At 47.1% G+C, this 12785-nt stretch carries 12 protein-coding genes; 11 read left to right on the forward strand and 1 reads right to left on the reverse strand.

Translation table 11 applies throughout. The annotated features are described in order from the left end of the window. Window positions 1-4 precede the first annotated feature (4 nt). Complete coding sequence (locus IEX60_RS07920; RefSeq protein ID WP_229717475.1) at window positions 5-2581, reverse strand: alpha-L-rhamnosidase-related protein; 2577 nt, start codon at window positions 2579-2581, stop codon at window positions 5-7. Window positions 2582-2738: 157 nt separating this feature from the next. On the opposite strand from IEX60_RS07920, the gene IEX60_RS07925 reads away from it, so the two are divergent. From IEX60_RS07925 to miaB, 11 genes are all read left to right on the forward strand, one after another. Further along, the gene (locus tag IEX60_RS07925) at window positions 2739-3269 is read left to right on the forward strand and encodes a YceD family protein (protein WP_188749236.1); all 531 of its coding nucleotides are present in this window, start codon (window positions 2739-2741) and stop codon (window positions 3267-3269) included. A gap of 95 nt (window positions 3270-3364) precedes the next feature. Further along, window positions 3365-3556 carry a 50S ribosomal protein L32 gene (gene rpmF, locus IEX60_RS07930; RefSeq protein ID WP_090627791.1) on the forward strand — a complete coding sequence of 64 codons (192 nt, stop codon included), beginning with the start codon at window positions 3365-3367 and terminating at the stop codon, window positions 3554-3556. Window positions 3557-3737: 181 nt separating this feature from the next. Further along, the gene (gene plsX / locus IEX60_RS07935) at window positions 3738-4679 is read left to right on the forward strand and encodes a phosphate acyltransferase PlsX (RefSeq protein ID WP_188749238.1); all 942 of its coding nucleotides are present in this window, start codon (window positions 3738-3740) and stop codon (window positions 4677-4679) included. Window positions 4680-4683: 4 nt separating this feature from the next. Beyond that, the gene (locus tag IEX60_RS07940) at window positions 4684-5679 is read left to right on the forward strand and encodes a beta-ketoacyl-ACP synthase III (RefSeq protein ID WP_188749240.1); all 996 of its coding nucleotides are present in this window, start codon (window positions 4684-4686) and stop codon (window positions 5677-5679) included. 89 nt (window positions 5680-5768) lie between these two features. After that, window positions 5769-6245 carry an acetyl-CoA carboxylase biotin carboxyl carrier protein gene (accB, locus tag IEX60_RS07945; protein WP_188749242.1) on the forward strand — a complete coding sequence of 159 codons (477 nt, stop codon included), beginning with the start codon at window positions 5769-5771 and terminating at the stop codon, window positions 6243-6245. 70 nt (window positions 6246-6315) lie between these two features. Next, on the forward strand, window positions 6316-7656 hold the full coding sequence (accC, locus tag IEX60_RS07950; protein ID WP_188749244.1) for an acetyl-CoA carboxylase biotin carboxylase subunit: 1341 nt from the start codon (window positions 6316-6318) through the stop codon (window positions 7654-7656). 71 nt (window positions 7657-7727) lie between these two features. Continuing rightward, window positions 7728-8612: a twin-arginine translocase subunit TatC gene (tatC, locus tag IEX60_RS07955; protein WP_188749246.1), complete on the forward strand. Its 885-nt coding sequence runs from the start codon at window positions 7728-7730 to the stop codon at window positions 8610-8612. A gap of 6 nt (window positions 8613-8618) precedes the next feature. Next, on the forward strand, window positions 8619-9059 hold the full coding sequence (rpiB, locus tag IEX60_RS07960) for a ribose 5-phosphate isomerase B (RefSeq protein ID WP_188749248.1): 441 nt from the start codon (window positions 8619-8621) through the stop codon (window positions 9057-9059). Between the two features lie 85 nt (window positions 9060-9144). Then, a complete protein-coding gene (locus IEX60_RS07965; RefSeq protein ID WP_188749250.1) occupies window positions 9145-10722 on the forward strand; it encodes a M28 family peptidase in 1578 nt (525 codons plus the stop codon). Window positions 10723-10974: 252 nt separating this feature from the next. After that, on the forward strand, window positions 10975-11220 hold the full coding sequence (locus IEX60_RS07970; protein ID WP_188749253.1) for a hypothetical protein: 246 nt from the start codon (window positions 10975-10977) through the stop codon (window positions 11218-11220). A gap of 161 nt (window positions 11221-11381) precedes the next feature. Then, complete coding sequence (gene miaB, locus IEX60_RS07975; RefSeq protein ID WP_188749255.1) at window positions 11382-12785, forward strand: tRNA (N6-isopentenyl adenosine(37)-C2)-methylthiotransferase MiaB; 1404 nt, start codon at window positions 11382-11384, stop codon at window positions 12783-12785.

A 12785-nucleotide genomic window follows, 5' to 3' on the forward strand; every position in this document is an offset into this window, starting at 1 on the left:
TAGCTCAATTTGCGTGTAATGCATCCGACCGGAGTGCGAACATTGTGGCGGATTCATCGGCGCGTATTGCCAACGATCCATCCTTGGCTACCCTCACCTTCTGAGGCTGCCCATTGATCATCAATTGGTAGTCAGTATCAGGCATCAGCCCAACAACAGTGAATTGCTTTCGTTGTTCACCCCTGGCAGTCCATTGATAGTTTCCGGCCTCCCATTGAATCACCTCCAGGTCGGAAAAATCATTAGGCTCGGTATGGACGGCTAAACGCATGGTTTCCTTATTCTCCGGATAATAAATCACGTCACTCCCTGACCTGCCTACACCAAATGCTTGGCTGCTCTTCACCGAAAAATCCTGTGTTTGTAACCGATAATCATTTACGCTTAACGTAAGCTCATATACCGTATCCCGGAGGGTGTACGTAAATTTGGTGCCGTTAAGCCGGGGAACCATGTTCGGCTCAACCCCCATGCGGTTCCATTTAGGACGGACGCCGTAGATGTCGCTGTAAAGTGCGGTAACGGTGGTGCTGATGCCTGCCAGAATATCCGTACCCAGCCCCGATTGATCCGTCCGGCTGTAACGCTGAGACGAAAGTCCATCTTTCCGATACTGTTCTAATAGGTTCCGGATGTACTTCAGTGCTAACTCTTTATTAAACTGTACATAGGAGCGTATCCCCAAGTATCCCCAGGTGGGAAAGATATCACCATTTTCATAACGTGGAAACGGCCAATTGTTGTCGTGCACTTCCTCGCGTTTAAAAGAGTCGAAACAAAGAGGCCAGTGAAAAAGATGCTCATCGACCGTACGTTTTTCAATGTGCTCAAGGATAGTAGCGACGCGTTGCGGGTCGTCACATAGACCGAAAGCGATGGCCGCAAAATTAACCGGCGTGACCAGGTTATCGCCGTGCACAGTTCCATCGTTATCCCGCCAATATACATATTGTTTCTTCTCAGGCAACCAAAAACCGCCCTCTTCAACTGTCTTATTGAATGCCTGTTTGAGACGGTTGGCTACCGACCGGTAATAATCGGCTTTTTCAAGGTCGCCCAATACTTCCTCGCATTCCGCCCATTGGTTCAGGGCCTCATACATCTGGGCATTTACAAAAGCATTTTCGAAACCAGCCCATACAATATCGATCCAGTCGCTTGCCTTCTTTTCGGCAATGTTGTTGTTGACCATCTCAAAGATACCGTTGCCATTGGTATCACGGCGGATCAACCAATCGAGCGCACGTTCACACGAGTTTTTGTGCGAGCGCAGCCAATCCACATCACCCGTTTGCTGGAATTGTTCGGAGGCGTTAATCACATAACCTGTTTGCGAATCAATGGTATACCCCCACATGGCTTCGTAATAACCAGTTTCTTCGTTATACGTATTCGGGATTTCATCACCCGGCACGTCGTGCCAGCGTGACAACACCCTGCCGTCAGCAAGCATGGCTAGGTCACGCTCCTGATCCAGGGTAGCAGACAGGTTACGGGTATAGTTTTTATCATTCACTGCCAACCCGATCTGAGCAAAAAACGGTTCATGCAAACATTTCCAGTTTGTAATCCAGCCGTTGGCTCCGACGATACGGTTGTCCACGACGCCGTACCGTCCGGTTGTATTGAGCAATTCGCGGACGGCGGTCTGATCTATTCCCGGCAACGTTCCACGATCATACACCTCAAAATAATTGATACGCGACAATTCATAGGTTACCTGCGTGCGTCCCCGCTTGACTTCAAAAGGCGCAAAGACATCGGCTTTGCCGTGCACAAACCGACTCAGGTGATAGCGTTGGCCCAATTCGGTATCCGTCACCAGATGTGTACAGGTGAAAGCGCCCTGCTCATTTTGTGAATACTTTGCGGCAATGAACCGGCCGTCATCAGCATACGCAGCAATATGCAGTCCGTCTTGTTTCTCTTCGTTCCAAAATGTTACGCCACCTGTATGCACGCCGTAGGTATCGTGAGGAGACGCGAGGTACTTGCACCATACCATGCCACCATTGTCCAGTATGCCACCTTTCCACGTAGTAAGGTCGGCAAAATGCCAAGCCGGCATGGCCATATCTTCCAAGGCAAGGTCTGCGGCATACGTTCTGCTGATTGTCCATATAATCTTATCCCCTTTCACATCAAACTGCCACGATTCAGTAGCAGCTCCGAGCGTGATTCCCTCCAATATAACCCGGTCAGACCGGGAAGACACATCGATTTCCCTGGGTTGCTCCTGCGATGACAGGTAAGCATCGGTTGTCTGAATTGCCGTAAAGATGCCCGTTGGAGCTAATGTATTCTCGTTGTTGATTTCCAACGCGGTAATCTGACATCCCGTAGCATAGTCAATGGATATAGCGAGCTGTTTGTCCGCGGTGATAATGCGAATATTTTTTCCTACAGGATCGTGAACAACTTGTCCCCGTACTCCTGCCGTAACCAACAGCAGCAAGACAGTAAACGAAAATCGGGTCATGTAACACACCATTCGTTGGACGGTTCTTTTGGGCGTTGGTCTGTCCTGATAAAAATGGATTGCGCCCCACGCAAGCGGCGCCTTGCCTAATGTGTTGTTCATATGCGGTAAACTGGTTATACAAAAGTAGCCTTCTGACATCCGCAAAAAATAACCAAACCGGGGAAGTTTTTGCACCTTTTGATTTTTTTCCACCTCATAACAAAAAATTTCATATCTTATATTTTATACTTACCTTTGCAGGCTCAATTGTGGGACGGTGAATTATTTGAAGCGATATCGGATCCCCTTTTCGGGGTTGAGTTTGGGCACGCACGACTTTGAGTTTGACATAGACAAGGCGTTCTTTGATTGCTATGAATATTCCATTGTAAAAGACGGAACTCTTAAGGCATCGGTCAGTCTGCATAAGCAGGAGAACATGATGGTGGTTCGGTTCCATATTTCAGGCACCGTTAATCTGGTGTGTGACGTATGCCTTTCCTCTTTTCCGGCAGAAACCGAGATCAACGAGCAGCTAATCGTCAAATTCACGGACGAGGATTTGGCCGAGACCACAGATGAAATTATTGTGCTGGCTAAGCATGAACATGAACTGGATTTGGCACCGGTGCTCTACGAATTCATTAACGTATCGGTACCGCACTATATAAAGTGCAGTGAACAAGGCAATAACATTACATGCGACGAGGCGGTGTTAGCTAAATTAAGCAACCTCTCTGCGGAGCAACAGGAAACGGAGCAAACAGATCCCCGTTGGGAGGCATTAAAGAATATTAAATATAATTAGCAAATTCGTTGATTTGCCCGATTCGCAACGATCGAAAGAGGCAACGAACGAAAAGCAATTAAATAAATAAGCGAATAAATAAATAACAATACGAGATGGCACATCCAAAACGTAAAACCTCCAAAACACGGAGAGACAAAAGAAGAACACATTACAAAGCTGAGCGGCCTACGCTGGCAACCTGCAAAGAGACAGGCGCGGTACACCTGCCCCACCGTGCGTACCTGGTAGATGGCAATCTATATTACAACGGCAAATTAATCATCGAAAACGCTGCTGCCGTCTAAGTTCATCTTTCAAAAAATTGAACATCCCATAACGTATAACTAATTTTTTATGCGTTACTTTGGGGTGTTTTTGCGTATTATTGGATAGAAACCGCTTAGCGATAATAAAAAAGAATAGACTAGGGATAGCGGTTCCTTCCGGCTTTTAAAGTAAACTTTTGCGGAAGAAAAACAATAACGGATGAAGATCGGGTTAGACATTTTGGGCGGTGATTTTGCACCAGAAGCTACCATACAGGGGGCCATTCTGGCATCGAAACAGCTTTCGAAAGAGCAGAAGATCGTACTCATTGGCGACCAAGATATTGCTAAACAACAAATTGAACAAGCAGGGGAAAATCCTGCTTTTTTTGAATATGTACACGCCCCCGAAATTATCGGGATGGGTGAACATCCCACCAAAGCCATTGCACAGAAACCCAATTCGAGTATCAGCCGTGGGTTTCAGCTTTTAAAAGATGGGGCGATCGATTCATTCGCGTCTGCAGGTAGTACCGGAGCGATGCTTGTGGGGGCGGTATTCAGTGTCAAGAATATTCCCGGCGTAATCCGGCCGGCTATCGGCACCTATGTTCCCAAAATATCCGGAGGGTATGGTATTTTGCTTGATGTAGGTGCAGTATCCGACTGCAAGCCGGAAATGCTTTCACAATTCGGCCTGTTAGGCAGTCTATTTGCTGAACATGTGGCAGGCATGAAAGATCCCAATGTAGCGCTCCTTAATATCGGGGAAGAGGAAGAAAAAGGGAATGCCCTTACCCAGGCAAGTTATCCGCTGCTTAAACAAAACCAACGCATCCGCTTTATGGGTAATATTGAGGGCCGTAACATATTTGACGATGGCGTGGATGTCATTGTTTGTGATGGATTTACGGGCAATGTGGTGCTGAAAATGGCCGAATCATTTTATGTGATGACCCAAAAGAAAGGCCTGAAAGATGAGTTTTTCGATCGGTTCAACTATGAAATATATGGAGGCACACCGATATTGGGTGTAAATGCCCCTGTCGTAATTGGACATGGCATTTCCAATCCCAAGGCCATCGAAACGATGATTATGCTTTCCAAAAACATGATCGAATCCGATATCATCGAGAAAATCAAATCTGCTTTCAACGAATAACTATATGTCAAAAATACATGCTGCCATCACGGCTGTAAACGGGTATGTGCCCGATTATGTCCTGACCAATCAGGAGCTCGAAACCATGGTAGATACCAACGATGAATGGATAACTACACGTACGGGTATCAAAGAGCGGCGGATTTTAAAAGGAGAAGGTTTGGCCACATCTGACATGGCCGTACCTGCCGTAAAGGGCTTACTGGAAAAGCGGGGTATCGGTGCCGAAGAAATCGACCTGGTTATTTTCTGTACGGTTACGCCGGATATGCCTTTCCCGGCAACCGCCAACATTCTCGCTGATAAAATCGGTGCGGTCAATGCCTGGGGTTACGATCTGATGGCTGCCTGTTCGGGATTCATCTTTGGACTCACAACGGGAGCTCAGTTCATCGAATCGGGCATGCATAAAAAAGTCTTGGTAGTGGGAGGCGACAAGATGTCTTCCATCATCAATTACAAAGACCGCAGTACCTGCATCATCTTCGGCGATGGCTGTGGCGCCGTACTTCTTGAACCTAATTATGAAGGATTGGGTGTGGTGGATTCCATCTTGAAGAGCGATGGATCCGGATGCTCTTACCTGAATATCAAAGCCGGTGGCTCACTTTATCCGGCTTCGCATGCCACTGTGGATGCGGGCATGCACTATGCTTATCAGGAAGGACGTGCGGTTTTTAAGTTTGCTGTGACCAACATGGCCGATGTCGCCGCAGAAATTATGGAACGCAATCAATTAACGGCAGACGATGTCACCTGGCTGGTACCTCACCAAGCCAATAAACGAATCATTGACGCAACGGCTGACCGCATGGGATTGAGTGAGGATAAAGTAATGGTCAATATCCAACGCTATGGAAATACCACGGCGGGCACAATACCACTTTGCCTTTGGGAATGGGAAAACCAGTTAAAAAAAGGTGATAACCTCATTCTGGCAGCATTCGGCGGCGGATTTACCTGGGGTTCTGTATACCTGAAATGGGCGTATGGAAACTGAAAAAGACAACAGGTGAAATAAATCCCGATTTTTATTGTTAAATAATAGATTAGATCATATTTTTGATTGTATTATCAAACCACTAAACAATGAGCATGGATATCAAACAGATTCAAGACCTGATTAAATTTGTGGCTAAATCAGGGGTGAATGAAGTATCTATCGAAGAAGAAGATTTCAAGATTACGATAAAAACAAATCAAGCACCCACCTATGTGACTGCTACGGTGCCTACTGCACCGCAGGTGCAACCGGCGGCTACTGTACCCGCTCCTGCCGCAGAAGCACCGCAACCAACAGCACCTAAAACGGAAGATACGTCGAATTACGTAACCATCAAATCACCCATGATTGGCACGTTCTATCGGTCGCCATCGCCCGATAAACCGGTATTTGTCAATGTGGGCGATGAGATCACTGCTGGTAAAGTGGTTTGCATCGTGGAAGCCATGAAATTATTTAACGAGATCGAATCGGAAGTCTCGGGAAGGATCGTCAAGATATTGGTAGACGATGCCCAGCCCGTTGAATACGACCAACCGCTGTTTTTGGTTGAGCCAAAATAAACACACTTCGCTAAATCATTTTTGTATTCAACGTCGTTAAACATTGCCCATTAGGTATAGCTAAACATTCATGTTCAAAAAGATATTAATAGCCAATCGGGGAGAAATTGCATTGCGGGTTATCCGTACCTGCCGCGAAATGGGGATTAAGAGCGTTGCTGTATATTCTACAGCCGATCGAGATAGCCTGCATGTGCGGTTTGCGGACGAAGCGGTTTGCATCGGCCCCCCGCCCAGCAAAGAATCCTATCTCAATATTCCAAATATCATATCCGCGGCCGAATTGACAAATGCGGATGCCATACACCCGGGATATGGATTCCTTTCTGAAAATGCGCGGTTTTCTTCAATATGCAAGCAATATGGCATTAAGTTTATTGGTGCCACCGCCGAGCAGATTCAGCAAATGGGCGATAAGTCGTCTGCCAAGGAGACCATGAAAAATGCAGGCGTCCCCACCATCCCAGGCTCGGAAGGATTGGTAAAAGATGTCAAAGAAGGAATTAAAATTGCCAACGAGATCGGTTATCCGGTCATCCTCAAAGCAACAGCCGGTGGCGGTGGCCGTGGCATGCGCATCGTATGGAAAGACGAAGAGTTTGAGCCGGCATGGGATTCTGCCCGTCAAGAGGCGGGTGCTGCTTTTGGCAATGACGGCATCTACCTCGAAAAATACGTAGAAGATCCCCGGCACATCGAAATACAGGTGGTAGGTGACCAATTTGGTACCGTTTGCCACCTTTCCGAGCGTGATTGCTCCATTCAGCGGAGACATCAGAAGCTGATCGAAGAAGCACCATCTCCGTTCATCACTCCGGAACTGCGTAGAGCCATGGGCGAAGCAGCCATTAAAGGTGCCAGAGCGGTCAACTATGAAGGTGCGGGCACGATCGAGTTTTTGGTCGATAAACACCGCAATTTTTACTTCATGGAAATGAATACCCGTATTCAGGTGGAACACCCGGTTACCGAGGAGGTTATTAATTTCGACCTCATCAAGGAGCAGATCAAGGTAGCGGCAGGTATTCCCATTTCGGGCAATAACTACGAGCCGACCATGCACGCCATTGAGTGCCGCATCAACGCCGAGGATCCATTCAACGGCTTCCGGCCTTCGCCGGGCCGGATCACCAACTTCCATTCGCCGGGTGGTCACGGCGTCCGGGTGGATACACATGCTTATTCAGGCTATGTGATTCCGCCCAACTACGATTCGATGATCGCTAAACTGATCTGCGTGGCCCAAACCCGTGAAGAGGCCATTTCTACGATGGAACGCGCACTGAGCGAATTTGTCATCGAAGGGATAAAAACAACGATACCCCTTCATTTACGCCTGATGCGTGACCCGAATTTTAAGGCGGGTAACTTCACTACCAAGTTCATGGAAACCTTTGATCTTAGTGAATAAATATAAGATACCTCCATACAAAATACCATTCTTACGAAACAGAATGGTATTTTTGCTTTTTATCCGTTGTCATGAGTAAACTATCCGGAAAGAAATTAATCGATACTATCAAAAATAAAGGGAAGAATCTGGAAGCAGAAATGTCTTTCTTTGACCATCTTGAGGTACTCCGCTGGCACCTCATCCGGTCGGCCATTGCGATAGCTGTCTTCATGGTACTTGCCTTTTCCTTCTATGATTTCATCTTTGACGATATCATCATGGGCCCCAAAAGCCCTGATTTCTGGACATACCGGGTCATGTGCAAAATTGCTGAATGGCTGAATACACCGGATTTCTGTGTCACAGAAGTACCAGGTACCATCATCAATACGCAGATGGCCGGGCAGTTTATCTTACAGATCAATTCCTCGTTGATTATCGCTGTGTTGCTGGGTTTTCCCTACCTATTATACGAAGTATGGCTTTTTGTCAAACCCGCATTGACCGATGTCGAGCGGAAATCATCTAGCGGATTTGTATTTTACGCAAGTATCTTATTCATATTAGGGGTGTTATTTGGCTATTTCGTGGTAGTTCCCCTTGCAATGAATTTCCTGGCCAATTATTCCATCAGTGATTCAATATCCAATACGATCACCATCGATAACTACCTGTCATTTGTAGCGACCCTTACCTTGGGATGCGGCATTGTTTTCGAGCTACCGATCGTTATTTTCATCCTTTCGAAATTGGGAATCATGACGCCGCAATTCATGCGCAAGTCCCGCCAATATGCGGTCGTGGTAATACTGATTATTGCAGCCATTATTACCCCTACACCGGATATTATTACCATGCTGACGGTCAGTTTCCCCATGTTCCTGCTCTATGAACTGAGTATTGTGGTGGCTGCGCGTGTATATAAAAACAAGATGAAAGCTGAAGTCGACTTTTATCGTGGAGAAGACCAATAAATAACGATGCTAACAAAAAGAACAATAGCCATTGGTGGAGACCATGCGGGATTCGGGTATAAATCTGCATTGGTACAGTTTCTTACAGACGCGGGATATTCCGTGAAGGACTTTGGTACGGATACCGCCGATTCGGTCGACTATCCCGATTTTGCTCATCCCGTAGCAGCTGCTGTAGAAAGCGGTGATTTTGAACGGGGTATTCTGGTATGTGGCAGCGCCAATGGTGTGGCTATCACGGCAAATAAGCATGCCGGAATACGGGCGGCCATCTGCTGGCTGGAAGAATTGGCGTCGCTTGCCAGGAAACACAATGACGCAAACATTATCTGTATCCCCGCACGTTTCATTGATATTGATTTAGCAAAAGCGATCGTCAACACATTTCTGAATACCGGTTTCGAAGGAGGCCGCCACGCCAACCGGGTCAGCAAAATCTCTTGTTAATGTCTGACGTCCGACGTCTAATGTCTAATGTCTAATCTCTGACGTCTAATCTCTGACATCTGATATCCAAAAATCAAATAGCACCATGAAGCAGTTTTTTTTTCTATTCGTATCTCTTGTTCCAACTTTTTCTGGATGTGTTTTGGGTCAGGATCAGGATCCCATCCAGCAAAAATATGCCACAGAAATAAATCCTGAATCTGCCCGCAGGCACTTGTCTATCCTTGCGTCAGCTGAATATGAAGGTCGTGGAACCGGAGAACTAGGTGGCGAAAAAGCAGCGGCTTATATTGCAGCGGAGTTTAAAAGGCTGGGGTTGACCGCTCCCGTGGAGGGCTCCTATTTCCAGCCTGTGAAACTAGTGCGGACACGCTTTGATGTCAAGGAATTTGCCATCGCGGGGCAATCGTTTCGCAATGGTAAAGATTTCTATTTCGTAGGCGGTGGACCTGAAACCCATATTCAGGCAAAGGATATCGTATTTATCGGCTATGGAATCAGTGAAGACAAATACGACGACCTGAAAGGCATCGACATCGAAGGTAAGGTGGTACTGGTACTCAGTGAGGGAGAACCCAAAGACTCAAAAGGCAATTCCCTGATTACCGGAACAGATACGCCATCTGACTGGGCAACTTCCAACACCAAACGCCTGCAAAACATCACTTCCAAAAAACCGGAATTGATTATTGCCGTATCCAATACGCTTAAAGAATCGCTTGCACGCTTTGGATACCGACTTACACAACCACGGATCGCGCTTGACGAAGGCAAAAGCCAAGTTACCCATACCGCTCCCGTAGTAACCATCGGCAAAGACATGGCTAATCTATTGTTTGCGAAAACCGGAACCTCCGTCGATAAGCTATCCGCAAAAATCGATGCAACCCAAAAGAGCCAGAGTGGCGTTTATAAGGTCGACTTGAACACTTCGTTCGGCTCCAAAACCGAACCATTCACATCAAACAACGTACTGGGATACCTCGAAGGAACAGGTCTTAAGGATGAGCTGCTTGTCATTACGGCGCATTACGATCACGAGGGGAACCAAAACGGTGTCATATTCTTCGGGGCCGATGATAACGGTTCGGGGACGACAGGTGTCCTGGAAATTGCCCGTGCATTTGCCAAAGCAAAATCCGAAGGCCACGGACCGCGACGGAGTATCCTGTTTATGGCAGTCACTGCCGAGGAAAAAGGTTTATTGGGTTCAAACTACTATTCGCGCCATCCGGTATTTCCCTTGGAAAATACGGTCGTAAACCTGAATACAGATATGATTGGGCGCATTGACGACAAGCATTTGAACGGCAACCACAATTACGTACATGCCATTGGTTCCGATAAGCTCAGTTCTGAATTGAAGGCCATTAATGAAAAAGCAAACGCTACGTATACGCAACTGGAGTTAGACTATATGTATGATGATCCAAAAGACCCCATGCGGATCTATTACCGGTCGGACCAATACAACTTCGCAAAACATGGCATTCCTGTAATTTTCTATTTCAGCGGACTTCATCCCGATTACCATACACCCGCTGATACCGTTGACAAGATTCATTTCGAATTACTCTGCAAACGTGCACGCCTGGCTTTCCATACAGCATGGGAAATCGCGAACCGTGATCAACGCTTAGTTGTGGATTCGAATAAAGAATAGTCCGCTCTTTCGCCGCGGAGGCGACTTCTTTATTCGCGATCATTTGTTTTTATCGGCGCTCATGCTTTCTCCGCCTTTGAGGCGGCTCAGGTCTGCTTGACCAGAAAGAAGCAAAGAGTCAAGGCTGTGAAGCCTCGGTCGCGAGCTGATTGCAAAGCATTCATAGCGCGGATTGCAGCCGCTGCTTTAGTTCATATGCGCGTGTTTAATTTCAAAGGCCGTATGGATTGTTCATGCATCCCATTTTGCAGCATGAACAATTCCCCAATCCGCTTGTTTGCTGCTGGTACGCAGGTTCATGCACATGCTTTTCCGCCAGCCGGCGGATTCCCGATCCTTCAAGGCCGGTTGCCCTCCGAACGAAAGTTTAGTGCGGAAGGACGGCCATTCTCCTACGAACGATCGTTCCGTGCGTCTATTAGCACCAGCCCACCGTATGGCTTTTTATGCCACATGGGAGATCCTGCGGGATGCAGTGGGATGCACTACCAACCGTAGCAGGAACTCCAAGTGGCGAGTTTTGGTACTTTTGCGGTCAAAAGTACCGAGCTCTTGCGGCGATTGAGCAAAGCCCCTACGGCTTGAGCAGAAATCCCTTTCTGCCAAACTGTCATTCATTCAAAATTTATTGTTAACTTTGTAGGCTTTAATCAACGACGATGTTCGAGATACCGACAAGTACAAAACAGCATGACGAATCGCGGCAGGGAGAGGCATTACTGCTGGAGAATGATCCGAAAAAGAGCAACGGCCGGAAGCTGTACATTGAAAGTTACGGTTGCCAAATGAATTTCTCGGACAGCGAGATTGTGGCCTCAATCCTGTTGGATAAAGGGTTTGAAACGACACGTGACTATAAAGAAGCCGATGTGGTATTCATTAATACCTGTTCTATCCGCGAAAATGCCGAACAGCGGGTACGCAATCGGTTAAAAGAATTTGAATCAGCCAAGGCAAAAAACCCCGGCATGGTGGTGGGTGTGTTGGGCTGCATGGCGGAGCGGTTGAAGTCTAAATTTCTGGAAGAGGAAAAACTGGTGGATGTTGTCGTGGGTCCCGACGCGTATCGTGACTTACCCAACCTCATTGAACAAGTAGACGAAGGCTCACGTGCTGTCAATGTACTGTTGTCGCGCGAAGAGACCTATGCAGATATCAGTCCGGTACGCCTTAACACCAATGGCGTAACGGCATTCATTTCCATCATGCGTGGCTGCGATAACATGTGCTCTTTCTGTGTGGTGCCCTTTACTCGTGGGCGTGAACGAAGCCGCGATCCGCAGTCCATCGTGAAGGAAGCAACCGATCTATTCAATGCGGGATACCGCGAAGTGACCCTCTTGGGACAAAATGTCGACTCCTATAAATACGAGGCCTTAACCTTTGCTGGCCTGCTGGAAAGGGTTGCGCAGGTAAACCCCTTATTGCGGGTACGTTTTTCAACTTCACATCCCAAAGACATCACCGATGAGGTGCTGCACACGATGGCCAAGTACGAAAACATCTGTAAATACATACACCTACCTGTACAGTCAGGCAATTCAAGAGTTCTTAAGCTGATGAACCGTACCTACGATCGCGAATGGTACATGGACCGGGTGGACGCGATTCGCCGGATTATTCCCGAATGTGGGATTTCGACGGACGTCATCACAGGTTTTTGCAGCGAAACCGAGGAGGAACACCGGGATACACTGTCGATGATGGATTATGTGAAGTATGATTTTGCTTATATGTTTGCTTATTCCGAACGGCCGGGCACATTGGCAGCCAAGCGCTATGCGGATGATGTTCCAGAGGAGGTAAAAAAGCGGCGACTGACCGAAGTAGTAGACCTGCAGCGCGAACATAGCCTGCAACGACTGCAAACTTATGTTGGAAAGGTACACAAGGTACTGATTGAAGGATTATCAAAACGTTCTGACGATGACTATTGTGGACGAAACGACCAAAACAGCATGGTGGTATTTCCCAGGGACAATCGATACAAAGTGGGCGACTATGTCAATGTATATGCAGAAAAATGCACATCGGCAACATTGATTGGAAAGATTACTAGTTAA

The organism is Parapedobacter defluvii (assembly GCF_014642075.1).
GTDB lineage: Bacteria > Bacteroidota > Bacteroidia > Sphingobacteriales > Sphingobacteriaceae > Parapedobacter > Parapedobacter defluvii.